This is a genomic window from Algibacter pacificus (assembly GCF_008033385.1).
GTDB classification, from domain to species: domain Bacteria; phylum Bacteroidota; class Bacteroidia; order Flavobacteriales; family Flavobacteriaceae; genus Algibacter; species Algibacter pacificus.
In genome coordinates this window covers 355,046-381,536 of sequence record NZ_VOGY01000001.1, presented here as the reverse complement: position 1 = coordinate 381,536, position 26,491 = coordinate 355,046, and the positions used below count along the sequence as shown (strand labels likewise).

Here is a 26,491-nt window from a genome sequence, read left to right as displayed (position 1 = left end):
TTTAAAGTTTAATTGCGTAAAAACTGATTACCCATTTTTTCATTTTACCATATATAACGACCTCTAAAAGATAAGAAAAAAGGAACATAAAAAGGATATATCCTGTGTATTCAATAATCTTATTATCAATATATTTTAAGTAGTCTGCTTCTACCACTAAATAATGGTGTGATATATAAATTCCATACGAAAAAGGCGCCAAATACTTAAATACACCAAATATTTCATTAAAGCCAAACCAGTTCCATCCATTCCAAATAATACTAGCAAACATGGCTAAAAAAGCAAAAACAAAATGCCTTAATTCTATAAATGGATACGCTACCAAAGGATAGTTATACACTTTAGTATAATTAAAATTTATATATAAATTTAGAGCTAATAGCGTAATTATCGTTATTAAAATATAGGCATAGTTTTTAATCGATTTAAACGTAAAGTGCACACCTTTCATATAAATATCGGCAAACCTTACACCAATCCACCAAATGGCAAAATACATCACAATTCTATTTATAAAAAATGGATAAATAAGATAAGATACTGTTGCTATAATAGTTAAGCCATTAACCCAAGCATTTATTTTAGAAGGCTTATTTTTTTTAGACAATACAAAAAACAACATGTAAAACCACCACTCATAAGATAACGACCAAAGCACACCATTTCCCATATAAACCCCAGAAATAACATTTGGTTTTAGTGAAATAACATCTTGAAGCATAAATATATTTCCTAAAAGTGTTTTCCAATTAGGGTTTGCTAAATGGCCTTCGTTATAACTTTTTATAAAATAAGCTAATAGAAATATAAAAAAGAGCGGCATGTAAATCCGTACAAACCGTTTTAAAAAATAGGTTTTAAACGATTTATCTTTCGATTTTTCCCAAGTATATTTTATAACAAACCCACTCAATATAAAAAACAACATAACAGCCTCGGAGCCAAATCGAAATAGAATACCAATGTTAATTCCTAACACATCTATTTTTTGAGGCAACGTATGAAAAAGCACTACATATAATGCAGAAAATCCACGAATGGCTTCTAATTTTTGTAGTTTTTTGTTCATCATTGGCTCGTTGTTTGGGGTTATTTAGAACTTGTATCCTCTGAATTCGAAGTGTGTTGTGTATGAATAAATGTTTTATTTGCGCCTTTTATTTTAAGTAAAGACAGTAGCATCATAAACATGCCTTTTGGTAAACTAGCCAAAGCCTCTAATGTTTTTAAATTGTAAAATGATTTGGGTACAGAAAAAACAAAAGATAACACACAAATAACAGTTAAAATAACCCAATAAGTAGAGTAAGTATTTTGATTAGTTAAAAAGTAATTTAATAAAACAAAACCAACGCTACCCCCTATTACAGCTCCTAATAATAATATTCTGGGAGGCTGTATAAACTGAATGGCTTTATCAAAATAATCGACATTTCCTTTTAACATTAAATCCTTTAATGCACTTAAAAAATCTTTTCTGAAATAATGAAATTGCGCCGAGAGCCAACGACGACGCTGGTTACCAAAAACTTCAGATTTCTGAATCTTTTCATCAAAAACTAAGGCATCATCCAGATAAACAATTTTACGTCCTTCTTTAAGCATTTTTAATTCAATCTCTTTATCGAAGCCTCCAATAGCCGTAACGGTAGCCATCAAGGTTTTAAAATAGTTGTATCTAAACGCCATACCAGAACCAATAATTGCTGATGAAAGCCCTAACACTCTATGTCCTTTTCTAAAAATATTATTATTTATTTCTTCACTTATGGCATCTAAAATGGCCCAAGAATTATTTGTGTTTTTTGCAGTACGATGGCCTTGAACAGCAATAAAATCATGTTCGAAAACTGCATTTATTTTTTTCAAAAAATCTGGAGCCATCACATTATCAGCATCTAAAACCACTGCAATATCATAAGCACGATCTAAGGTGGCCATGGCTTTATTTAATGCTTTCGATTTTGTGCTCTTATCAAAACTAACTTCAATTAATTTTATGGGTAACAATTTTAAAGCCGCTAAAGTTTCTTCTTTAAAAGAATCGGCAATGATAACCACATCAAAAAGGTTTGAAGGATAATCTTGTTTTAAGGCTAATTTTGCAACTTCAAGAATGACCTGATCTTCTTTATAACCTGGCACGAGTACCGCTATGGTTTTCATATTACCATTATCGGAGTATATTTTCTGTTTATAGAAAAGACTTGCTATTGAAAACATAAAAATATAAAGTGTTGCCAAACCTAAAAGAATGAGCAAAATTATTTGAATAATATGAAATACTAGCATAATAAATATTTTGAAATTAATGTGATTTAAGCTTATAAATACATTATTTAAAACTCCTTAATTTATTTCTCACTTTTAAAGCAAATTCTCTTAAAAAAGGAAGGTGTTTTCCACTTTTAAGATTGTACATAAATGATTCTGATTCGAATATCATTTCAAAATTAGCCGTACATAAAACAGGTTTTTTTGATATTCTATTAATTTCAATGGCTTGATTTAATTCGCTTTCAATAAATAAAACATACGGTTTTGCCATGTACGCTTTTGCCTTATGATCGCCATGATTATTTGCTTTTTGTCTGGCCTCCATATTGGGTAAATCTAGCATAACCAAATCATTGTATTTAATATGATTGGCAGCTAACCATGTTTCTGTTTCCTTTCTGTATTTTTCTAATCGGGAGGTTACAATAGTCCCTATTTTACTTCCTGGAATAAATAATGGCGGTGCGTTTAAGAGAAAATCTATATACTTTTCGCCATCGTCGTTTTGTTCGGGTAATGGATCTGCACATAGCACGCCATCAATATCAAAACAAGCTTTTTCTAAGGTTGTGTGGTTTAGTATATTCCACTGAAAATATCTTGGTAAAGGCACCAATTCAAAAAAATAATCTACCATTTTTTCTTTACCGGGAACCATATAAATAGCACAATATTTAATATCGAATTTATCTTCGAGGTGTTTTAAATTTTCTTTAACCTCTTTCATTGCTGAACCAGAAGCAACGCTATCTTCTACTACTAAAACTTTTTTATGACTTCCATCCGATTCAAAAAACTGACTTCTAGCTCCTGCTTTATAAATATGCCCATTTAAAAACGAATCGATATCGGTATAAGGTCGATTTAAATACAACGACAATAAATTGGCTGGTAACATTCCACTTCTTGGAACCCCAACGATTAAATCAAAATCACGTGGAATAATACTTAATCTTTGAAGTATAATATTGTTTAAATCTTTTATATTTCTGTAATTCATATTATTAGGTTTAAGAGTTGAGCGTTTATTTTGATCGTTATTTTATACTATAATGGGGTTAATACCTTTTTATTTATTTCATTATCTTTTTCAAAAACTTCTGTATTTAAAACTAAAGCCATTGTTGCATAAATTAATAGAGCCGTTGGCATTTGTCCTAAAACAGCATTTCCATAAGATGCTACCATAATACCCGCCATCCCTGCTATTAATGCCGATATTTTATATTTTAAAATAGGATCTTTTATTTTGAACATTACTATCAGGCTTGCTTTTATCATTACATAAAACAAAATCCCCAAATGGAGCAATAAACCAACAATGCCTTGTTCAACCCAAATTAAAACATACCAACTATCGGTAGCCACGTTAGATAGAAAAGCATTTGGCAAATATCTTTGAGCTTTTGTACCGCCATGTCCTATACCACCTCCAAAAGGTCTTGATGCCAAATAGTTTTTAAGTATTTTTTGATTATCCAATCTTACTTGCAAAGAAGCATTATTAGGGTCGAATGCCGTTCGCATTCTTCGTATTTGAGCATTTCCTTGAGCAATAGTTGTGTATTTAAAAAACACAAAAACCATAGCTAAAAAAGCGATTCCTGTAACAATCACTTTTATATTCTTACTCAGAACAAAATAAGTCATAAATCCCACTATAGGCACACTTAAAGCACCTCGGGTACCAGAAATAATTAAACCATAAATTCCTAAAATACCCACAAAAATGAAAAACAACTTAGATCGTATTTTTTTTTGAGACAAAGAATAAATTAAAAATACAACCCCTGTATAGCCTTGATTAGCTCCAAATTGTCCCGCATCACTATAAAAAGAAAAGACTCTTAATTTTCCAAAGAGAATATGTGTTTTATAACTTCCCTCGTTTAACCAAGCTTGTTCAGCAAAGTCGACCCCGAAAAGCATTTGTATTATCCCCTTTAATGTGGCCAGTATAGAAAAAACACCCCAAACATATAAAACCCACTCTAATTTTTTGTTTGTATTAATAAACAACAACGTTAAAGGAACAAAAAGTAAAGGGTAAAACGCGATACCACGTCCAGAAATCCATGCTTGTATACTGCGAGCTTCTGGGTTAATAATTTCAAAAAGCGAATATCCAAACCATAAGATGCATAAAAATGTAATTGTTTTATTTGCTGGAGACCAATCTATTTTTTCTTTAAACTTATTCATAAATAAAGCTAGATAAGTTAAAAGAAGTATTCCATCTATTCCAAAGCCTAAAGGCAAACCTTTAATATAGCGACCTAAACCAATTAATATAAAGTTTAATGCAATAGCCGTATAATAACCTAAAATGGGATAGCAGAATAAATAATATACAAATATAGACCCAAATATGAGAGCTAGTATTAACCCAATACCTATTACCCCCAATTTCACTACAACAATCCCTACAATGGAAAGTAGTACAAAAAGCAATACTAAATATATTGGTTTAGAGAGCTGCATAGAGCCTGAATAGTTTTCAAAGGGATTTATGTTATTGTACCTGCTCATTAATTAATTTTATTTTCAATTTTAACAAAGCTTTCATAGCGATTATGTGTCGCTTTATTAAAAAGCGAGAGATAAAATAGTAAGCCTTTTCTAAAAATTTCTTTAAACGCTAAAGACAACTCCTTATCTAAAAAGTACATCCCCATCCATATACCAAGTACAGTAAAAAAGATAGAAGCAATAGCAACTACAATTAAGGATTTAAATATAAAAATGGCGATTAAATCACCTATTATATTGGCTATTAGCATAACAAAAACCTTAATCGCATTAATTTTAGGTTTATTAACACTATCAAGCCCAACGCCTGTCATTCTATCAATAGGTAGTAATAATCCATAAATAGAAAAGACTCTAACAATATCTACAACATTAAATCCTGTTATAGGATCTGTTGTTAAATATTGATGTCCACTAATTATAATAACAAAGAATTCAGCAAATACAAACGTTACTAAACTAATTCCCACAAAAAGATATGTTAAAGCTCCAGAATAAGTGTAAAACAAACTTTTCACTTCATCCATTTTATGATGCAAACTAGCCTTAGACATCTTAGGAAAAGCGGTTGCTACAAAACTACGCAAAGGTATTTGTTGCAATTCGGTAAGCTTTAAAGGAATACTGTAAAGCGCCACAGCCGCACTACCCAAAGGACTTAAACTTATAATTAGTGTATCTACACTCCGTAACAAATTAGTACCAATTAGTGTAAATGTTGTGTATTTACCAAAATGCAATAACACTTTATTAGTTTCTACACTAGCTTTTTTTATTAGTAATATGCCATCCCAACCTAGAATAAAACTTAATATAGATGTCCCTGCATTTACAATAATTAGCCCTATAACTAATTGATTCAGGCTTAAATTTAAAATCAAAAAATGCAGTAATATTATTACGAAAAAACCTCCGCTATTAATCGCTTTAAGTGCTAAAATTTGCATATACTTTCTATCTGCTTGTAATACAACCAATGCAATATTCCACGGAAGGTTTAAAAAGGCTAGTAACGGATACCAAGTGAAAAACATATTATATCCTGAATTTTGAATAGCTTCAGGAAAAAACAATTTACAAACAATCAATACCAAGGCTACTAAAATGGTAGCGCATAAGCTAATTAAAGCGTTAGAACCAATAAGTTTAACTCTAGAAACATCATCAGCACCAGATAGATATCGTATTAAACCCGTATTTGTAATTCCAAATCGAAACATTTCTACTAAAGATCCGGCAGCCATAAATAAAACCCATTCCCCAAATACTTCTAATGATAAGCTTCTAGCCAACAAAGCAAAACCACAAATACCCAAAATAGCAATCACAACATTTCCTAATAAGGACAGGAAATTGTCTTCTCTTACTATTTTTTTTAGAGTTTCCATTAATGCTAATTTAAATTTGATTATTAGAAAAAAATTGAAATTTAAACAACGATTTTAATTTTTTTCTAACCTTACCTCGTTTCTTAGGCAAATCTCCTAAAACCGATTCAATTTCATTTATATGGACACCATTCACAATAAAATTGATTTTTGAAGCAGATGTATTTAATAAGCTGTCTATTGCCAACTGATCTGCATCTGACCACACGCGATTAGAACGACAAACTAAAATCCCCAAATCTGCTTGATTTATTATAGCTGACGGGTAATTATTATAAATTAAAGCAGGTAACTCAATAATAACAAAATCGGGACTATTATTAAGAGAAATATTATTTTGACTTAGTATCTCCTCATAACTTTTTACATGAGTAAATTGATTATTTATTTTATAAGAAAAGTATTCGGAGGTATCAAGGTAGCTAGAAACTTCAGACAAAAAAGGATTATTATAGTCTATTCGTGTATCTGGGTAACCCAAAATTTTATTAATAAATGAATATTTCCTTTCTTGGATAATAGGCTCTTTTTCAATATCATAATTTAATAATACTACTTTTTTACCTTCGGCTTTTAATCTTTTTGCAATATTACCTGCTACAACTGTTTTACCTTCCTTTTCACGAGTACTAAAAACGACAATGGTTTTTGGTTCTTTTTCTGGGGCGTGTGTACCTAAATATTGTAATATATTTTGAGTAATAACCTCAACTAGTCTTTTTTGTATAAAGGCTAAATCAATATTCCCAGGATCTTGTACTATTTTAGGTAACATTCCTAATGGTTTTAATCCCAATTGCTTACTTCCTCTAATTGTATTTTTTATTGTATTATCAAAATACTCCATCAACAAAATAATTCCTAAAGTTAAAATACCTCCTAAAAAAGCTGCCGCAATAATTAATAGCCCTCTTTTAGTTGGATTTGCAGATAATGGATAATATGGTGGATCAATAGATTTTATGTTAGAAGACATCTCATTGTCTTGCAATTTTAACTTGGCTAAGTTTAAACCATGAAGTAATTCTAAATAGCCTTGTTCTGAAACTGAAATTTCGCGTTCCAGTCGTTTAATAGTAGCACCGGCTGGAGCGTAGGTAGCGTATTGTTCAAGAAATTTTTTATTTTGCTGATCCATAACACTTATCTTAGCCTTAAGATCATCGGCCTCAACAACACTATTCATCCAATCGGGAAGTAATTTAGACAACGGCACCCCATCTATAGAATTTTGATAACTATAAATATCATCTACACCTTGTTTAAGCTCGTTGTTGATAGCATCTCTTTGCTTTTTTAAAGCATTAATTTTAGATGTTAGTGCTTCATCTGGTTCAGATGCCAAATTAGCTTCATAAAATGCTATTTGATAATTAACTTCACCTAATAATTTCTTTTTTTCAAGAATTTTAGATGTTTCTTTTTGAACATTTTCTTGAATGTTTAACTTTTCTTCTAGTCTTTTAGTTGATGCCCTTGTTCCTGCTAATTGCGCTTTTTTGTTATTATAATCCACTTCCATATCCTCCTTAACTACCGCAACCGCCTTACTTTGCTCGTAATAGTTAATGATATTATGAGATTTATTGAATTCCAAAAGTTTCTCTTCTGCCGTTTTTAAAACTTCCTTAGCTTGAGCCAATTGCTCTTCAAAATATTTAACTACCGCATCGGATCTGTTTTCTTTTATATTTTTAAAATTTTTTATACAAACGGCATTGTAAATTTCAAGTGTTTGTTGACAAATACCCGGATCATCAACGGTATAAGTTATTTTAACTAAATCACTACTATTAATTCTAACCGCTTTTATATTTGATAATGCTTTAAGAGAATAATGCAGATCGTCTTCATAATTTAGTAATTCATAAATATAATTATCACTACTACTTCTCATTAAAGTTAATAACCTTTGAACCGTTTTTTCATAGTTATATCTATTTATTTCAGGAGGAAGCGGATTATATACAGCCAGTGTATCTATTTGTGAATCTGCATTATTATTACCTTTTTCAATGCAATTGTAAATATCTCTTGGAACTTTTACACTTAGTTCATCAAATATTTTTTTTGAAATATATTTTGGATTGGCTTCAGGAAGCATCAAGTGAATCGCTAACAACCTAACGGCTACTTCTTCTTGAGTGTCTCTGGAATTGATAATATTTATTAAATTATCGAAAGCAATATTAGTCGCAAAATAATTGAATGTTTTATCCATTTCAATAGAAGAACCTGTGGCAAGCCCTGTATATAAAACGGTTTGAGATGTATATTCAAAATTTGGTTTAAGGGTAAGAAGTAACACCAATAATGCTAATAGAAAAGGTACAAGAATTAAAATCACTAAATGCCTTAATATCAATCGTATAAAATCAATTATTTTCATATTTTTATTTTGAGTTTATTGGAAGAATGTAAACCCAGCCATATCTTCTAAAAGTTTCTTTGCCGTAATGAATTCAGATTTCGCCAACTCATAATCTACTTCAACATTAGAGGTAATACTTGTAATTCTTACATATTCTGAAACAGGCACTACTCCATTACGAAACTCCTTTTCAACCATTTGCATATTCACTTTTCCATCTCCAAAAGCTTTAGCTCTAATTTTAAGTATTTTTTGTTTTAAAACTAAATCTTGGTACATTTTAATAACCTCTTGACGAATTTCTTCCTCTATAGACTTGGCCATGCTTTCGGCTTCATCAATCTCGAATTTTGCTAGTTTAATTTGGTTTTTTCTATTTAATAAATCAAACAAAGGAAATTTAATATAAGCACCTACAAAGTAAGTCGCTTGCTGCGTTGTTACTAAAGACGTAGAACTAATTGCCCCATCACTATCTGTAGAAAAACTGTTAAGATTTCCATATTTTGTTTCTGCTTGAAGGCCAAAATTTCTTGTCCAATATGCTTTTTCCGATTTAAGGGTCGTTTCCTTAACACCGATATGATCCTTTCTGAATTTTAACTTCGCACTACGCAGTAATACAGAATCTAAAATAACTTGAAGAGGAGGTAAACTCATTTCAGTAGCATTTACACCACTATCAATAGATTCTAAGGTTTGCCCATGCCCAGTGTAACTTAAACAAAAAGTTACACTAATTATTAATATTAGGTTATATCGCTTTTTATTAATATTTCTAAAGTAAATCATAAATTTTAAACTGAATCTTTTTGAAGTAGCGCAGGAATTGTTCTTAAAATGAGTTTAAAATCGTACCAAAAAGAATAATTATCACCTTTAAAATGGTCTGCATATTCATTATCAAGTCGCATTCTTTCTTCTTCCGACATATCCCCTCCTTTTCCTCTTAATTCTACCTGCCACAGACCTGTGATTCCTGGAGGTGCTAAAAATCGTTTAGACAATGCATCTGCTGTTAGTGTTTCTGCTTCATAAACAGGTAGTGGTCTATTCCCCACAATAGACATATCGCCTTTTAATACGTTTATAAGTTGAGGCAGCTCATCGATACTTGTATTTCTAATAAATTTACCAACTTTTGTTACTCTTGGATCGTTTACTATTTTTACAAAAGTGGAATTATTTTTAGCCGCTTCTTTCTTTTGTATATTGAACCAATAATCACAAATTTCATGAGTATCTATATACATGGTTGGGGAACAGGTTTGCCCTTCAGGCAATTTGCTACATCTTGGGCAAGGCGTATCAAAAGGACCTTTTGTTGCTGCTGCGTCTTCTTTTTTGTACTGATTTTTTTCTTTTGCTAATTTCTTTAAAAGGGCATCCGATCCTGTACGCATGGATCTTAATTTGTAAAAATCGAATGTTTTTCTACCTACTCTTTTGGAAATATAATACACTTTTCCTTTTGATTCTAATCGTATTGCTGCTATAATTATTAGCAAAAATGGTGATGCTAATAATAATACAGATGATGCCACAATAACATCGAAAATTCGTTTTGAAAGCGGCATTTTATAAACCTCTTCGGTTGATTTTGGTTTTTCCCTAGATTTCACCAAATCTCTATGCTTACAAAGAAACTCTATTCTGTTTAAAATATTTTGAAGTGGTGTAATGGGATAAACATAATAATCATTCACGCCTTTTAAAAAAGAATCCTTATAGACCTGAACACTAAATTCCTTTGATAATAAGATAAAAGGAATTTTATCAAATTCCTGTCTTTCTCTTATCCAATCAAACAAATACAACCCATTATTTCCCGGCAAATTAAAATTACAGATTATAGCATCTATAGGTGCTTTCGATTTTAAATGATGTATGGCTTCTAAACTATTTTTTAAAGCAATTAAAGACAGCTCTTCTTTCTCATGTATTGCGTTAAAGTACTCTAGAGTATTACCAATATATAATAGGTTTAGATTTGGTTTCATATTTTGTATAGGTCAATATTTAAACACTAAAAAACTACCACTCTACGGCGTAGTGAATTGGAAATAGATTTTTTTTAACTAATTCATCTAATTCCTCTGGATTAAAAGGTTTAGTTAGATAATCCTGTGCTCCAAGTTTATAACATTTTATGCGCTCTTTGCTTTCGTCTCTTCCTGAAAGTATAATAAACGGGGTATGCTTTGTAAATCCGCGTTGACGCACAGTTGTTAAAAACTCAAACCCATCCATTTTAGGCATTCGAATATCACTAATAATCAAATCGGGAATAGTACCTTCTAACCATGAAAGTGCTTCATTTGCATCATTAAAAGAAATAACATCGTGATTTTTAGAAAGAAAATTTTCTAAAATGAGACATATACTAACCTCATCATCTACAACTAGTATTTTTTTCTTCATAATTTTTATTTTTTAAATTATCGATTTAAAATAAGCAATGGTTTTAGCCAAACCTTCATCTAAATTTATCTTTGGTTCCCAATCGAGTTCTTTTTTTGATAATTCAATGTCGGGTTTTCTCATCATAGGATCATCTGAAGGTAACGGCTCATAAATAATTTTAGAATTAGATCCTGTAAGCTCAATAACTTTTTTAGCCAATTCCATAATTGTAAACTCATGTGGATTTCCAATATTTACAGGGCCTGTAAAGCTTGTTGGAGCATCCATCATTTTAATCATCCCTTCAACTAAATCGTCAACATATTGAAAACTTCGTGTTTGTTCGCCTTTACCATACACGGTAATATCCTGATTTTTTAGGGCTTGTACAATAAAATTTGATACCACTCTACCATCATCTGGGTGCATGCGTGGCCCGTAAGTATTAAATATTCTTATAATTTTTATACTTACATTATTTTGTTTGTTATAATCCATAAACAAGGTTTCTGCTGCACGCTTACCCTCATCATAACAAGAACGCTCGCCTATTGGGTTAACATTACCCCAATACGATTCTGGTTGTGGATGTACTAATGGATTACCGTAAACCTCACTGGTTGAGGCTTGTAAAATTTTAGCATTTATTCGTTTGGCCAAACCTAACATATTAACAGCTCCCATAACCGAAGTTTTCATCGTTTTAATAGGGTTATACTGGTAATGAATTGGGGAGGCTGGACAGGCTAGATTATAAATTTCATCGGCTTCAATAAAAAACGGCATGGTAACATCATGCCGAATTAATTCAAAAAAGGGATTACTCAACAGATGTATTACATTCTGCTTTTGTCCTGTAAAAAAATTATCGAGACAAAATACTTCGTGCCCGTCATTTAATAGGCGTTCGCATAAATGCGATCCTACAAATCCTGCACCACCGGTAACAAGCACTTTTTTTCGTATTATTTTCATATAAATTATAATATGGGGTTAAAAATTTGCTAACAATACTTGTTTAATGTTTTACAACATTATTAGAGGTATCAACTCCTATACAGAAATAATTAAAACCTTTTTCTTTCAACTCTTCTTTATCGTAAATATTCCTTCCGTCAAAAATGGCAGGTGTTTTTAATAATTTCTTTATCACATTAAAATTAGGTATTCTAAACTCTGGCCACTCGGTAAGTATGGCTAAACAATTGGAGTCTATTAAGGCTTCGTAAGGGTCATTAAAATATGAAATTGTATCACCAAAATGATGTTTTGCTTCTTCCATAGCCACAGGATCGTAGGCTTTTATATTAGCGCCTTCTTTTAAAAGTTTGCTAACTATTTCCAACGAAGGTGCTTCACGCATATCATCGGTATGCGGTTTAAATGAAAGCCCCCATAAAGTCACGGTTTTCCCCTTCACATCACCTCCATAAAAACTCATGATTTTATTGAATAACACTGATTTTTGAGCTTTATTTACGGCCTCAACGGCTTTTAAAACTTGTAAATCATAATTATATTCTCCAGCTGTTCTTATTAATGCTTGAACATCTTTTGGAAAACAAGACCCTCCGTAACCAATGCCTGGGTATATAAATTTATTTCCAATTCGGGCATCCGATCCGATTCCTTTTCTAACTTTATTAATATCGGCTCCTACTAATTCACAAAGGTTAGCGATATCATTAATAAAACTAATTTTTGTAGCCAACATAGAATTGGCGGCGTATTTTGTCATTTCAGCAGAAACGATGTCCATAAAAATTATTGGATGTCCATTAAGCACAAAAGGTTTATATAATTGTTTTAACAACTCTTCTGCTTTTTCGCTTTCTATACCGACTACAATCCTATCTGGTTTTAAAAAGTCGTCGATTGCAGCGCCTTCTTTTAGAAATTCGGGGTTTGATGCTACATCAAAATCTATGGTTTCTTTTCTTTTATCCAACTCTTCTTGAATGGCATTTTTTACTTTAATAGAAGTCCCAACTGGCACTGTACTTTTAGTAATTACAAGCGTGTAATCCTTCATATATTTACCACAATCTCGAGCCACAGCAACAACATACTTTAAATCTGCACTACCATCTTCATCTGGCGGTGTACCAACAGAAATAAAAACAATTTCAGATTCTTTTACTGATTGAGAAATATTGGTTGTAAATTTTAATCGTCCTTTTTTCATGTTTCGAACAATCATTTCCTCTAACCCTGGTTCGTAAATTGGAATAATACCCTTATTAAGATTATCTATTTTATCTTGGTCGATATCAACACAAATAACATCTATACCAACTTCTGAAAAACATGCTCCAGTAACTAGACCTACATATCCACTTCCTACAATAGTAATTTTCATGATTTTATATTTATTAAGGTTTCCCCTTGTTTGTATTAAAAAAATGTTAATTTAAGACAATAATTTCTAAATTTCAATAGATATATTTCATAATTAAATTAATTATGAAAAATGAAACATAACCATCAAGTTCAAATCTAAGAAAAAATAAACACAAAAAACCGATATAAAGCACAAAAAAACCGATTATATGTATTATTATGTTTTTAACAAAACGAAGAACACCATATAAACCCTTAATTATAAGAGAATTAACTTTTAAGCTTTAAAAAAAATAGATGTTTATACTTTTTGGTAATTTTATAAGTTTTTTTTTCAACTAGCATTTGTACCAGTATGAGCTGCTTCTAAAAAGCAAGAAAAACCCTCCAACCAACATTAATAATTGATAATTAATGATTTATAATTAAATAATAAGAACCTTTAAAACACTTATTTTAAGAGTTTTAAAGGTTCTTATTATTAATAGTTAAAATGAGCAACACCTAGTTTAGTTTTTACCCAATTAAACAATATTTAAGAGCGTTTATACCCGTAATTAATATCGTTTTAGAGATAAACAAATTACTATTAGAAAGCTTATTTCCAAAACCCTTCAATCTCTTCTAGAGATTTACCTTTTGTTTCGGGAATAAATTTATACGTAATAAATACAATAATTAAAATAAATGCGATAAATATAAAATATGGTAACGCCCCATTCCAATGGGTCCCATTATTAATTTCACTTCCCATAACAACAGGAAAAGATTGAGACACTATATAATTTGCGGCCCATTGCCCTGCTACAGCCACAGACATTGCTACACTTCTAATTTTATTTGGAAACATTTCTGAAAGTAATACCCATACTACCGGCCCCATAGACAATGCAAACGAAGCTATAAATATTAAAACACCTATTAAAGACAGCACACCAACATACTGTTGTTGCAAGGTAATACCTAGAAGTAAGAAGCCAACAATCATTCCTATAGACCCAATATAGAGTAATGGTTTTCTACCAAATTTATCTACTGTAAACATGGCTACAAATGTAAACACCAAATTAACTAAGGCCAGCAGTATTTGTTGCGCAAGTACATCTTCTTTTCCAAAACCAAGTGATTTTTCAAAAATGTCGGCACCATAATATAAGACCGCATTAATACCCGTAAATTGTTGCAGCATAGAAAGTAAGGTCCCCACTGCTATTATAAAAAATATAGCTTTAGAAAAGTAGTTAACCTTAGCCCCTTCATTAATTTTATGTAAAGAATTTTTAATAAGAATAATCTCCATAGAAGCCTTTTTATTTCCATTAATTTTTTGTAAAACCAATAAAGCTTCGTCGTCTTTACCTTTAAGGGCTAACCATCTTGGGCTTTTGGGAACAAAAAAAAGTAATACTAAGAAGAAAAGACTCGGTATTAATTCTGACCAAAACATTCGGCGCCATCCAAAAGCTATATTTTCTGCATCAGTTAAATTATTTCCAATAAAATATGTAACTAAAAACACAACAAAAAAGCCAATAACAATAGCAAGTTGATAATAAGTAACCATACGGCCTCGAATGTTTGAAGGCGCTATTTCTGCAATATACATAGGGGCGTTCATTGAAGCTACACCAATACCTAGACCTCCTAAAATTCTAAAAAACACAAGTGCACTTACCGATTGTGGAAAAATATCTGGCAACCCCGATCCATAGGCAGATAGCGTAAAAAACATAGCCGAAATTATTAAAGACCATTTTCTTCCTATTTTGATGCTTAAAGGTCCAGCTGCAATGGCGCCAATAAAACAACCTAGCAGCGCGCTTCCAACAACCCATCCCTTTAAAGCATTACTTAAGTTAAAGTATTCTGTAAGATAAAATTGGGCACCATTTATTACCCCCGTATCATAACCAAAAAGCAGACCTCCTAAAGCTGATACCGCGGCTATTAATGGTAAAAAAAAACTATTTTTCATTTTGTTTAAAATTAAATTAATATAATGAATTATTCGCTTTAAACCCTATTGTTTTGGTTACATGGTATACTAATTATAATGTATTAAAACATAAAAATTTAGCGATTTAAGAAACACACCTCCCTCTGTGTTTACCTCGTTATTTTAAATTAAACGCATGAGTTAAACTAGCCCATGAGTTTCCGCCAACAAACACATTAAATGTGCCTGGTTCTACAATATACTTTCCGGTATTACTATAAAACCCTAGTTCTTTTTCTGTTAACATAAACATAATTGTTTTAGTTTCTTTAGGTTCTAACTCAACCATTTTAAACCCTTTTAATTCTCGAACAGGCCTAACTACCGAAGCATATTTATCTTGTATATATAACTGAGCAACTTCTTTTCCTTTTAACTTACCAGTGTTGGTGACATCTACCATAACTTGAATTTCTCTTCCCTCTACGACTTTAATTTTTAAGTTTTTATAAGAAAATGATGTATAACTTAATCCATAACCAAAAGGGTATAAAGGTTTATTGCTTTCGTCCATATAATGCGACCAAAACACAACATCATTACCTTCTCCATAAGGTCTACCAGTACTATTATGATTATAATAAATTGGAATTTGACCTACGCTTTTAGGGAATGTCATGGGAAGTTTACCGCTTGGATTATAATCACCATATAACACTTGAGCAATAGCATTTCCGCTTTGTACCCCCAATTGCCAAGCTTCTACAATGGCAGGAATGTTTTCGCTTGCCCAGGTTATGGCTAAAGGTCTACCGTTATTTAATACCAGAACAATATTTTTATTTACTTTATATACCATTTCTAAAAGTTCCTGTTGTACTCCTGGTAAATCTATATGAGTTCGGCTTCTTGCTTCACCAGTTTGTAAACCATGTTCCCCTAAAACCATAATCACAACATCTGATGTTTTAGCTAAAGCTATAGCTTCTGCAAAACCAGAGGTGTCGGTTTCGTTTATTTTAAGTTCAGAAACAAAAGCAACTTTAGAATCTGGAGCCAAAACATCGGCACCCTTAGCGTATTTTAAAGTATTTCCTTTATATTGTTTTAGACCTTCTAAAACGGAAATTGCCGTACCATTATCAGCTGCTATTCTCCAGTTGCCAAGCGGACTGGTTTTATCTTGAGCTAATGCACCTATAACTGCTATTTTTTGATTTTCTTTTTTTAAGGGCAATAGATTGTTTTCATTTTTAAGTAGTACGATAGATTTTTTAGCTATATCTAAAGCATCATCATAAAATTCTTTTTTTCCTATAATATTTCTTTCATTTTCTTCATTACAATATCTATAAGGGTCATCAAAAAGCCCTAATTCAAATTTCACTCTCAAAATACGTCTTGCCGCATCATCAATTAGTTTTTCATCAACAGTCCCGTTATTCACTAAATTAACCAATTCTGTAACATAAGCACTAGATTCCATATCCATATCAGATCCTGCTTTAACGGCTAATTCAGCGGCATGCTTTATGTTTTGGGCATAGCCATGATTTTCCATTTCTGCAATGGATCCCCAATCTGAAACCACAAAACCATTAAAACGCCATTCTTTTTTTAACACTTCGCGCTGTAAAAATGTATTTCCAGTAGCTGGAATATTATTTAACACATTAAAAGCATTCATAAACGTACGCACCCCCGCTTGGCTTACCGCTTTAAAAGGAGGTAAAATTATATTATATAAAGTGGATGTCCCGAGGTCTACAGTATTATAATCTCGCCCCGACTCTGCAAAGCCATAACCTGCAAAGTGTTTGGCACAAGCAGCAATGGTTTTTGGTGAAGCTAAATCTTCACCTTGAAAACCTTCAACCCGAGCAACCCCTATTTTTGCCCCCAAATATGGATCTTCTCCCGCACCTTCCATTACGCGTCCCCACCTTGGGTCTCTAGATATATCAACCATAGGAGCAAAAGTCCAGTTTATACCCGCTGCGGCTGTTTCTTCGGCTGCATTTTGCGCTGCTTTTTTAATAACTTCCATATCCCAACTAGCCGATTCTGCCAATGGTATAGGGCCTATAGTTTTATAACCATGAATAACATCGAATCCAAAAATTAAAGGTATTCCTAATCGAGTTTCTTCTACAGCTATTTTTTGAAGAGCCCTAACTTGTTTTGCTCCTTGTACATTAAGCATAGAACCTACTAAGCCTTTCTTTAAGTCCTTATATTTAGTAGCGCTTTGATCGCCTTTTATTGGTATTGGTCCTGTAGCATCCCAAAACCCGGTGTACTGATTCATTTGCCCTATTTTTTCCTCTAAAGTCATAATATCTATAAGACTATCAATCTTATTTTCAATGCGCAATTGAAAAGAACTACCGCTAGTTTGTTTTGCTGTGTTTATAGACTTTTTACATGATAGGCCTATAAAAAATAAACCAATCAAAAATATTTTTTTCATATACTTTTTATTGTTTTAAAACCTAATATTAAATTTAATACACTAGCGTTTGCATAGCATGAGGCAAAATTTCTATAGACACTTTATTATCATTAACTATTAGGTTATAAGTAATTTTATCGTCGGTTTTATTCATAACCACAGTAATCATAGAACCATCAATGTTTTTAAATGTAGTACTTTCTAGGGTACTTCTACTGGTAGTTGTACTTACTCTAACGGCTTCTGGGTTTATAAATTTTGAAAAATGACCGATATAATAATATGATGGTGTATAAATTAATTGATTTGTTCTGGTATCGGCATGGATTGGTGCAAAACATAAGTTTCCAACATGGTTTGGCCCACCGGTTTCATCTAATAAAATATTCCAATCTGTCCAGCCTACTACACCGCTATTAAAATCGTTTATCATAGAATTTCCATAACGTTCGGCATTAGACCACCTTTGATATTGGGTAGGATCGAATTTTTCCTGACACCCCTCGGTAAATAATAAATTTTTATCGGGAAAGGATTCTTGAATGCTTTTAATATTATCGAACATTGGCTCGCCACCTGCCCAAGTTTCGTACCAGTGAAAACCAGTTCCCCAAGCGTATTTTGCTGCCTCAGGATCTTCAAAAATAGTATTTGCTCTATGCGACATTAAATCGCGATTATGATCCCAAACCACAATATTTTTATCTCCCATACCCGCTTTTTCAAAAGTTGGCCCTAGGTAGTTTTTTAAGAAATCACGCTCCTCCTCGGCTGTATAAATACAAGACTCCCATATTTGAACAGCCATTGGCTCGTTTTGTATCGTTACGCCCCAAACAGGTAAACCTTCGGCTTCATAAGCTTCAATAAATTTAACATAATAATTAGCCCAAGCTTGGTTAAATTCTGGTAGAAGTTTACCACCAAGTAGCATGTTTTTATTTGTTTTCATAAAGGCTGGTGGACTCCATGGGCTAGCGTAAAAAACCATATGATCTTTTATCATATTAGCTGCCCTTTTTATCATGGGTATTCTAAATTTTTTATCCTGAGATATAGAGAATGTTTTTAGTTCGGCATCACCTTCTTCAATATAAGTATAACTTGCTGAACTAAAATCGCAACTATGAATACTTGTTCTAATTACGTTATACCCAATACCATCTTTTGAGAAATACGCTTGCAATAACTCCTCTTGTTTTTCTGGTTCTAACTTTGCAAACACCTCTGCCGATGCATCGGTTATTGCGCCACCAATTCCCATATATTTTTGAAAAGTTTTATTTTCGTTTACAAACACCGACACTTGGTCTTCTGTTGGTTGATTAGCTTTACAAAATGTAAGTTCGTTTGTTTTTTGTAATCTTAAATCTGTGTTTTCAGCTGTTGTAAACACTTGAATTTTTTTATTTTTAAAAGAAGTTATTGGTTTTTCTTCTTTATTTAATGTGCTTACAGACTCTATTTCTGTTTTAGTATTATTACAGGACACTATTAACGTTAGTAATACAACTAACCTGAGATATTTATTTTTCATTAGTAGTTTAAGTTTAAGTTATTGCCAAACATAAGTTCCAACGGCACCAGCATCTAAAGATGTTGCTATAGATTCACTTGGTGTTTTTATATTAAAAGCTTTATCAATTGATGTATTATTTACAACGATAACCACTATTTTACCTGTTGGAGTTTTAAACGCTACATTAGGTAAATCGACATGGTAATTGGATTGAATTCTTACAGAACCCGGTTGTACAAATTTTGAAGCATGAGCTATAATATAGTAGGCTACATTTTTCTGTACCGTATTGCCGTCTATAGTTAACGCACCCAAACATTCTGTACATCCGCCATTTGTATGTGGTTCTAGTGCTGAATTTGAAGCCAAATTCCATTCTAAAACCGTTTTACACCAATTTCTTGTTGCTCCAATTATAACCTCTCGTGCATGCCAAAGCAAGTTATCATTAAACGCACTATTAGCACCTACCCATTGTTCTGTAAAATACAAGTTTTTATTAGGAAAAGCATTATGAACAGTACTAAGGTTATTTATAGAGCCACTATATAAATGAAAAGCAGAGCCATCGATATATTGATTGGCATCAGGGTCATTAAAAATAGTTATTGGGTAACTCGTATTATCTGCATTATGATCCCAAACTATAATTTTTGTTTGAATATTTGCAGTTTTAAATGCTGGTCCTAAAAAATTTTTCACAAATTCAGCTTGGTCAATAGCTTCCATGTACATACTTGGGTTATTTCCGTCGTGTAAAGGTTCATTTTGTACCGTAATAGCATCAATAGCAATGCCTTCGGCTCTATATGCCTCAATATATTTTATGAAATAATTAGCATAAATTGCATAATATTCTGGTTTAAGGCTTCCTCCAATACTGGTATTATTGGTTTTCATCCAGATGGGAGCAGACCATGGCGAGCCCATTATTTTAATATCTGGGTTTATAGCTAAAATTTCTTTCAAAATTGGAATAAGGTGTACTTTATCTTTTTCAATTGAGAAAAGTTCCAGTTTTTCATCGGTTTCGCCGTCTGGCAAATCGCTATACGAAAACACCTCAGCATCTAAATCAGATGCACCAATACTAACTCGTAAATAGCTCACTCCAATATTGTTTTTACTAAAAATATTTTGTAAAATTTTAGACCTTTCTGTAGTCGACATATTATTTAAAAGCCAAGCACTACCACCTGTTAAAGAAAAACCAAAGCCATCCATTTCCTGATAAGTTGTTTCTGGATTTACGGTAATGTTTACATTTACGTTTTCCGTATATAAGGGAACTTTTGTAGATTGTTTTTGAAACAATTCTGATTGATCTGCTTTTGTTACATATAAATCCACCTGACTATATTCTACATTCTCAATAGGTATAGTAGTACTAGAATCGTTTGTATCTGGATCTGAAGACGAACATTTTATTAGTAAAAAACTTAATACAAAAATTATAAGAGGATTATTCGCTGACATGTTATTTAATATTTTTATTCTGATTAGTTTTAATTAGTACCTCTCATTTCAACATTAGTAATTGTAATTCCAGGAGTTTTACTACCCCCGCATTTAATTACTAAATAAATGGTTCCAGAAGTACTGAAAGTTACCGTATTACTAATAGCATCCGTACTCGCATTTTTAACACAACCTACGGAAGAAAGCAAACCACTAAAAGCTCCAGTACCGCACCCATCCCAAGTATTTAAGCCCATTACTTTATTACTTCCATAATCGCTCCATTGAATAGGTTCTTCCGCACTTGCAAAAACTTCAAACCATGTATCTTCATTGCCATTGCCGGATACCAACATATCTATTTCATACGCTTTACCTGCCACCACATCTATAGCTTGATAAATGCCTTGTTGATTCCAGCCACTAGCCACAATGGTAGCATGGCCTTCTGAAAAAACCCACGATGCACCGGTGGCACTAATGTTTAGCACAGTCCATTCTGCAAAATCATTGGCGTCGGCAAATTTTCCACCTTTAACTAGATTTCCTGCTACAGGATCGGATGTTAATACATTTATATTTTGAGTGGCTATTGCCGAAATCCCCCCTATACCGGTTATTTTATGCTGAACTGTATAAGTTCCAGCATCTGGAAAAAAGACTTCTTCTTCTGTTCCTGCGGCTGTAAATCCTGCTCCATTACCAAAATCCCAACTTGAAGTAATATAACTTTGGTTTGCTTCTAATAAATAGGTGTTATTTGCTTCTGCCACATTTGTTATTGTAAATCCGGCGTCTAAATTTGTTGCTTCTAGTCCATTTCCTTTTCCTAAGTCATCGGGCTGACAAGAAAAATTTATTATAGTTAAAACTAATGCTAAAAATCCAAGACCTTTTTCAAATTTTATTTTTAAGTTCATTTTCATTTTTTTTAAGAATTAATACTTTGGATTTTGTATTAGCAAGGTGTTTTCTAATTCTGTTAAAGGAATGGGTAGAATTTCATTTTTCCCTGCTATAAACCCTCTACTAGCCAAAACGGTTGCGGCTTTACCAGTTCTAACTAAATCGTACCATCTATGGCCTTCTCCTGCTAATTCTAAACGGCGTTCTTTTAACACATTATCAATAGACACAGGAATAGAAGGCAAGCCTACTCTTGCTCTCACGGCATCGAGTAAAGCCTGTGCACGTGCCCCTGTAGCGCCTAATGCCTCAGCTTCCATTAAGTAAGTATCGGCCAAGCGTATCATATAAGTGTGCTGTTCATAATTAAGCGCACTTGCTCCTCCTCCTGTTGAAACATTTGAATTTAATGGCATAAACTTTTTAAGATAATATCCTGTGTATTGATATCCTTCCTCTAGTTCAACTTCTCCCGTTTCAACATAAGCTTGTATATTTTCAATGGTTGCATTAAACCTTGGATCTCCTTCCATAGCATCAACTAAGCTTTGCGTAATAATGCTATACCCCCAACCCGCGGCATAATCTGGAGCGGTTGATCCGGCACTACGCACATAACCTCTTGGACCTACCATAACATTTAGGGTATTACCCTCATCGTTTCCCCAGCCCCAGTTGCCCCAATCTGCATTACTCTCACTAGTATGAGCAATTTCTAATATAGACTCGGTATTGTAATTATTACCTACAAGCCATAAGTCTGAAAAATTATCTAATAACTTATATCCATAGATACTTTTAGTTCCAGGGGTGCCATTTACTTCTTGAAATTGAGCAACAGCTTCGGCGTTTTTTCCTTGATATAGATACACTTTTCCTAGTAATGCTTTTGCGGCTCCTTTGGTTAAGCGTCCTGCCTCGGTTGCTAAATCTAGTGTTATTGGTAAATTAGCAAGAGCATCAATTAAATCGGTTTCTATTTGTGTATACACATCACTCGGGTTTGCTTGTTGTACAGCATAAAACTCGTCTGTAGATAGTGGTGCGGTAATAAGTGGAATATTCCCAAATAATCTAACCAGCTCAAAGTAATAAATAGCTCTTAACGCTTTTGTCTCTGCCGTAAACCTTGCTTTTTTAACATCATCCATATCTACATTGGGTAATTTTTCCAAAAGTGTATTGGCTCTAAAAATGCCTTGATAAAAATCGCTCCAGTAGCTCGTTGCTACATTTGATTCGCTTATTGTGTAATTAGAAAACACTTGTAACTGTGACCCATCGGATGAACTACCTCCACCTGCATAATGGTCATCTGAACCCGAGTTTAATAAAACAATCATATTTTCAAAACCTCTAGATTGCTTTCCTATAGCATCATAAACGGCTACTAAACCAGCGTATGCTTCTGCTTCATTTGTATAATAATTTTCTTCTAAAGTGGTTCCTTTAGGATCTACTTCTAAAAATGTTTCACTACATGAGGTTGCAAGAAAAACCACCAACAATTGCATGTATAAACTCTTTTTTATTTTTAATTGTTTAAGTTTCATATGTTTAGTATATTTTATTAAAACTGTAAATTAACTCCTATTTGATTTGTAATGGCCTGTGGATAATACCCACGATCAATTCCAAAAACACCACCTCCAATTTCTGGATCGAAACCACTGTATTTAGTAAATGTTAATAAATTCTCGGAAGTAACATAAACTCTTAATTTATTAATTCCATATTTACTTAACATATTGGTTGGAATCGAATAACCAATTTGAATGGTTTTAAACCTTAAATAATCGCCATTTTCTAAATAAAAATCTGATGGGTTTGAAAAATTATTATTGGTATCGTTTACTGTTAATCTTGGATAATGGTTTGATGTACCTTCGCCTACCCATCTACCTAAAGCTGCGGTTTGATAATTAGCATTTTCTACATCTAATCGTCTTAAGCCTTGAAATATTTTATTTCCACTAGCACCTTGACAGAACACTAAGAAATCGAAATTTTTGTAATCTAAATTTAAGGTAAAGCCAAAAGTAATTTTTGGAATTGAGCTTCCTAAAAAATCTCTATCTTCAGAATCAATATTACCATCATCATTTAAATCTTTCCATTTAAAATCTCCAGGTTGTGCGTTTGGCTGAATAACAATTCCTGAAGAATTTACATAACTATCTATTTCTGCTTGATTTTGAAAAATACCATTTGTTTTAAACCCATAAAAGGAATTTACAGCCTCTCCTACCTGCGTTCTTGTTATAGGATATGTACTAGACTGTATGGTTTCTCCTCCCGATAAAAAAGCAACATCGTTACCTAAAAAGGTTACGGTATTATCTAAAAAAGACACATTTCCGTTTAACGATAAATTAACCTCATTAATTTGTTTGTTATATCCTAATTCTAAATCAAAACCAGTATTTTCCATATCGGCTACATTTCCTGTAGGACTTCCCACAGCACCAACATAACCAGGTATTGTTACGTCTTGAAGAATTCCAGAAGTTTCTTTTTTGTACCAATCGAATGCTACAGAAATATTATTAAATAATCTTGCATCGAAACCAATGTTTAATTGACTGGTTTCTTCCCATTTTAAATCAGGGTTCGAAGGTGCGTCTGGGCTACTACCAATGGTTACAGCACCAGAAGTGCCAATAGTATAATTTCTTCCACCGCTAACAGTAGATAAGTATTTAAAATCTCCAATATTATCATTACCTGTTATACCATATCCTCCTCTAATTTTTAATTGTTTTACAATATTATTTTGTTTCCAAAATGCTTCTTTTGAAGGTACCCAACCTGTTGAGAATGATGGAAAAAAACCATATTTATTATTAGCTCCAAATCTAGAAGACCCATCGCGTCTTATAATAGCTGTTAATAAATAACGTTCCTTATAATCATAATTCAACCTAGAGAATAAAGAGGTTACAATATGCTCTGTTCCTGTTGAAGCTGTAGCGTTAATTTGATCGTTAGCCGTCTCAAAATTAAATGAGGCATCTTTATAACTATTTACTGGAATATCATAATATGTAACAGATTCTCCCGTTGATATATTATCTACATACACACCTTGCCCTAAAAGCACACTAAAATTATGGTTTTTTAATGCCTTTGTATACGACACTACATTCTCTAAATTCCAACCAAAACCTTTGTTACTTCCTCTAGAGATATTATTTTGAGTAGTAATTGAAGAAGCATTTAAATACGAAACTGGGGTATAACTCTCATTCCCCCAATAGGCTAATTTACCACCTAAAGTACTTCTAATCTTTAAGCCTTCAATGGGTTGAAACTCCAAATAGGCATTTCCTACAAAGTTATCAGCCCAACTGTAATTTCCTAATTGTGTTTGTTTAAAAGCTAAAGGGTTAGACATTTCTTGAGCCACTAGTGCCGATATACCAAAGGGGTTTCCGTTAGAATCTCTCCAAATCCCCTCATTGGTATATGGTGCTTTTCCTGCTATAGAGGCATCCGTTTCAACAACAGGAGTTAAAGGATCTAAATTTATGGCCGAAGATAATGGCCCTCCAAACTCTGTATTACTATCAATTCCTATATTTTTTTCATTAGAATATCCAACGGTTTGCCCAAAGGTAAGTTTGTTGGATATTTTATGAGTTGAGTTTAAACGAATATTTTTTCTAGTGTATTTAGAAATATCACTCATTACTATCCCTTCTTGATCATTGTAACCAAAAGACACATAATATTTAGAAATATCGTTACCACCACTTAAACTTAACTCATGGCTAGTTCTTTTAGCGTTATTGTTAAAAATTTCCGATTGCCAATTAGTTCCTTCTCCATAAATAGAAGGGTCTGCAAATAAAATGCTTCCACCTGCATTAACCGATTTTTCATTTAAAAGGGTAGTGTACTCGGTAGCATTTAACAAGTCTAACTTTCTTGCAGGAGAGGACACCCCTACATAACCATTATAATTAACACTTAATTTGCCCGATTTCCCTTTTTTTGTTGTTATAATAATGACCCCTGTAGCTGCTCGAGCCCCATAAATAGCTTGGGAAGCAGCATCCTTTAATACCTCGACAGATTCAATATCTGATTGGTTTAAAAAACCAATCCCTCCAGAATCGATAACCACGCCATCTACTACCCATAAAGGTTCATTATTACCCAAAGTAGTAATCCCTCTAACCCTTACTGTAGAAGCCGATCCCGGCTGCCCAGAATTGGCTGCTATAGTTATACCAGACACTCTTCCTTGTAAAGTTTGCTCAACTCTGGTAATTGGTAAATCGTCTAGCTCACTTTGTTTAACCCCAGAAATTGCACCTGTTACTACACTTTTTTTCTGCGTACCATAGCCTACAACAACAACTTCGTCTAATTGCGCTAAATCTTCTACCAAAGTAATAGTTAACTTGTCATTGTTAGCTATCATGATATCCTGCGTAGCGTAACCTATAAAACTAAAAGTTAGGGTGGCTCCAACCTCTGCTTTAACAGCAAACACACCATCAAAATCTGTAACTGTACCTACATTGGTACCTTTTTTAATAACGTTAACACCAGGAATTGGTAATCCTGTACCATCATTTACTACTCCAGTAATAGAAATTTCTTGTGCAAAAGAAAACCATGTTGAAATAATAAAGAGAAACGCGAACGGCTTTAAGTTCAAATTGCTTTTTTTCATATTTAGTTTAATTTGGTTTTAAGCTCTAAAAATTTAAAGAGCGGAATACAAAATAAACCAAGAAGAAGAGTAAGTACAATGCGAAGTATAAAAAAAGTAGATTATGCACAAGCAAAAAAACACACAAAACCCTTTTTTACAGATAATTATGAAAATAAATTACAAAAAATAAAGTAGCTACAATACAATAATAATACAGAATAAAATGAGTATATCTATTTTTAAAAA

At 32.6% G+C, this 26,491-nt stretch carries 18 protein-coding genes; all 18 read right to left on the bottom strand.

What is annotated here, in order from left to right; all coding sequences use genetic code 11:
- Nucleotide 1: 1 nt before the first annotated feature.
- Nucleotides 2-1,075, bottom strand: a complete 1,074-nt coding sequence (locus FQU21_RS02145) for an acyltransferase family protein (RefSeq protein WP_147676378.1) — start codon at nt 1,073-1,075, stop codon at nt 2-4.
- 17 nt (nt 1,076-1,092) lie between these two features.
- Complete coding sequence (locus tag FQU21_RS02140) at nt 1,093-2,295, bottom strand: glycosyltransferase family 2 protein (protein ID WP_147676377.1); 1,203 nt, start codon at nt 2,293-2,295, stop codon at nt 1,093-1,095.
- Between the two features lie 43 nt (nt 2,296-2,338).
- Complete coding sequence (locus FQU21_RS02135; RefSeq protein WP_147676376.1) at nt 2,339-3,280, bottom strand: phosphoribosyltransferase; 942 nt, start codon at nt 3,278-3,280, stop codon at nt 2,339-2,341.
- Nucleotides 3,281-3,327: 47 nt separating this feature from the next.
- Entirely contained in the window at nt 3,328-4,809 is a 1,482-nt protein-coding gene (locus tag FQU21_RS02130; RefSeq protein ID WP_147676375.1) for an O-antigen ligase family protein, read from the bottom strand.
- Nucleotides 4,809-6,197 (bottom strand): oligosaccharide flippase family protein, encoded by a 1,389-nt coding sequence (locus FQU21_RS02125; protein ID WP_147676374.1) that lies wholly within the window; start codon nt 6,195-6,197, stop codon nt 4,809-4,811. The genes FQU21_RS02130 and FQU21_RS02125 overlap by 1 nt, the downstream gene beginning before the upstream one ends.
- Before the next feature lie 10 nt (nt 6,198-6,207).
- Entirely contained in the window at nt 6,208-8,586 is a 2,379-nt protein-coding gene (locus FQU21_RS02120; RefSeq protein ID WP_147676373.1) for a hypothetical protein, read from the bottom strand.
- Between the two features lie 15 nt (nt 8,587-8,601).
- Nucleotides 8,602-9,360, bottom strand: a complete 759-nt coding sequence (locus tag FQU21_RS02115) for a TolC family protein (RefSeq protein WP_147676372.1) — start codon at nt 9,358-9,360, stop codon at nt 8,602-8,604.
- Nucleotides 9,361-9,365: 5 nt separating this feature from the next.
- Nucleotides 9,366-10,568, bottom strand: a complete 1,203-nt coding sequence (locus tag FQU21_RS17825; protein ID WP_147676371.1) for a sugar transferase — start codon at nt 10,566-10,568, stop codon at nt 9,366-9,368.
- Nucleotides 10,569-10,602: 34 nt separating this feature from the next.
- Nucleotides 10,603-10,989, bottom strand: a complete 387-nt coding sequence (locus FQU21_RS02105; RefSeq protein ID WP_147676370.1) for a response regulator — start codon at nt 10,987-10,989, stop codon at nt 10,603-10,605.
- Nucleotides 10,990-11,001: 12 nt separating this feature from the next.
- Nucleotides 11,002-11,946, bottom strand: coding sequence for a UDP-glucuronic acid decarboxylase family protein (locus tag FQU21_RS02100; RefSeq protein WP_147676369.1), 945 nt, complete (start codon nt 11,944-11,946; stop codon nt 11,002-11,004).
- A 43-nt stretch (nt 11,947-11,989) separates the two neighbouring features.
- The gene (locus tag FQU21_RS02095; protein WP_147676368.1) at nt 11,990-13,330 is read right to left on the bottom strand and encodes a UDP-glucose dehydrogenase family protein; all 1,341 of its coding nucleotides are present in this window, start codon (nt 13,328-13,330) and stop codon (nt 11,990-11,992) included.
- A gap of 579 nt (nt 13,331-13,909) precedes the next feature.
- Complete coding sequence (locus tag FQU21_RS02090) at nt 13,910-15,298, bottom strand: sugar porter family MFS transporter (RefSeq protein WP_262712743.1); 1,389 nt, start codon at nt 15,296-15,298, stop codon at nt 13,910-13,912.
- A 127-nt stretch (nt 15,299-15,425) separates the two neighbouring features.
- The gene (gene bglX, locus FQU21_RS02085) at nt 15,426-17,717 is read right to left on the bottom strand and encodes a beta-glucosidase BglX (RefSeq protein WP_147676366.1); all 2,292 of its coding nucleotides are present in this window, start codon (nt 17,715-17,717) and stop codon (nt 15,426-15,428) included.
- Between the two features lie 34 nt (nt 17,718-17,751).
- A complete protein-coding gene (locus FQU21_RS02080) occupies nt 17,752-19,236 on the bottom strand; it encodes a glycoside hydrolase family 30 protein (RefSeq protein WP_147676365.1) in 1,485 nt (494 codons plus the stop codon).
- A gap of 18 nt (nt 19,237-19,254) precedes the next feature.
- Entirely contained in the window at nt 19,255-20,694 is a 1,440-nt protein-coding gene (locus tag FQU21_RS02075) for a glycoside hydrolase family 30 protein (RefSeq protein ID WP_147676364.1), read from the bottom strand.
- Nucleotides 20,695-20,723: 29 nt separating this feature from the next.
- The gene (locus tag FQU21_RS02070; RefSeq protein WP_147676363.1) at nt 20,724-21,596 is read right to left on the bottom strand and encodes a PKD domain-containing protein; all 873 of its coding nucleotides are present in this window, start codon (nt 21,594-21,596) and stop codon (nt 20,724-20,726) included.
- A gap of 18 nt (nt 21,597-21,614) precedes the next feature.
- Entirely contained in the window at nt 21,615-23,135 is a 1,521-nt protein-coding gene (locus tag FQU21_RS02065) for a RagB/SusD family nutrient uptake outer membrane protein (protein WP_147676362.1), read from the bottom strand.
- 17 nt (nt 23,136-23,152) lie between these two features.
- Nucleotides 23,153-26,263: a SusC/RagA family TonB-linked outer membrane protein gene (locus tag FQU21_RS02060; RefSeq protein ID WP_147676361.1), complete on the bottom strand. Its 3,111-nt coding sequence runs from the start codon at nt 26,261-26,263 to the stop codon at nt 23,153-23,155.
- Nucleotides 26,264-26,491: the final 228 nt, after the last annotated feature.

What these genes read in the sequence shown, in the direction of transcription:
- FQU21_RS02145 (WP_147676378.1), bottom strand. Translation starts at nt 1,075, where the DNA reads ATGATGAACAAAAAACTACAAAAATTAGAAGCCATTCGTGGATTTTCT.
- FQU21_RS02080 (WP_147676365.1), bottom strand. Translation starts at nt 19,236, where the DNA reads ATGAAAAATAAATATCTCAGGTTAGTTGTATTACTAACGTTAATAGTG.
- FQU21_RS02070 (WP_147676363.1), bottom strand. Translation starts at nt 21,596, where the DNA reads ATGAACTTAAAAATAAAATTTGAAAAAGGTCTTGGATTTTTAGCATTA.
- FQU21_RS02095 (WP_147676368.1), bottom strand. Translation starts at nt 13,330, where the DNA reads ATGAAAATTACTATTGTAGGAAGTGGATATGTAGGTCTAGTTACTGGA.
- FQU21_RS02120 (WP_147676373.1), bottom strand. Translation starts at nt 8,586, where the DNA reads ATGAAAATAATTGATTTTATACGATTGATATTAAGGCATTTAGTGATT.
- FQU21_RS02100 (WP_147676369.1), bottom strand. Translation starts at nt 11,946, where the DNA reads ATGAAAATAATACGAAAAAAAGTGCTTGTTACCGGTGGTGCAGGATTT.
- FQU21_RS17825 (WP_147676371.1), bottom strand. Translation starts at nt 10,568, where the DNA reads ATGAAACCAAATCTAAACCTATTATATATTGGTAATACTCTAGAGTAC.
- FQU21_RS02105 (WP_147676370.1), bottom strand. Translation starts at nt 10,989, where the DNA reads ATGAAGAAAAAAATACTAGTTGTAGATGATGAGGTTAGTATATGTCTC.
- FQU21_RS02060 (WP_147676361.1), bottom strand. Translation starts at nt 26,263, where the DNA reads ATGAAAAAAAGCAATTTGAACTTAAAGCCGTTCGCGTTTCTCTTTATT.
- FQU21_RS02135 (WP_147676376.1), bottom strand. Translation starts at nt 3,280, where the DNA reads ATGAATTACAGAAATATAAAAGATTTAAACAATATTATACTTCAAAGA.
- FQU21_RS02115 (WP_147676372.1), bottom strand. Translation starts at nt 9,360, where the DNA reads ATGATTTACTTTAGAAATATTAATAAAAAGCGATATAACCTAATATTA.
- FQU21_RS02075 (WP_147676364.1), bottom strand. Translation starts at nt 20,694, where the DNA reads ATGTCAGCGAATAATCCTCTTATAATTTTTGTATTAAGTTTTTTACTA.
- bglX (WP_147676366.1), bottom strand. Translation starts at nt 17,717, where the DNA reads ATGAAAAAAATATTTTTGATTGGTTTATTTTTTATAGGCCTATCATGT.
- FQU21_RS02125 (WP_147676374.1), bottom strand. Translation starts at nt 6,197, where the DNA reads ATGGAAACTCTAAAAAAAATAGTAAGAGAAGACAATTTCCTGTCCTTA.
- FQU21_RS02140 (WP_147676377.1), bottom strand. Translation starts at nt 2,295, where the DNA reads ATGCTAGTATTTCATATTATTCAAATAATTTTGCTCATTCTTTTAGGT.
- FQU21_RS02065 (WP_147676362.1), bottom strand. Translation starts at nt 23,135, where the DNA reads ATGAAACTTAAACAATTAAAAATAAAAAAGAGTTTATACATGCAATTG.
- FQU21_RS02130 (WP_147676375.1), bottom strand. Translation starts at nt 4,809, where the DNA reads ATGAGCAGGTACAATAACATAAATCCCTTTGAAAACTATTCAGGCTCT.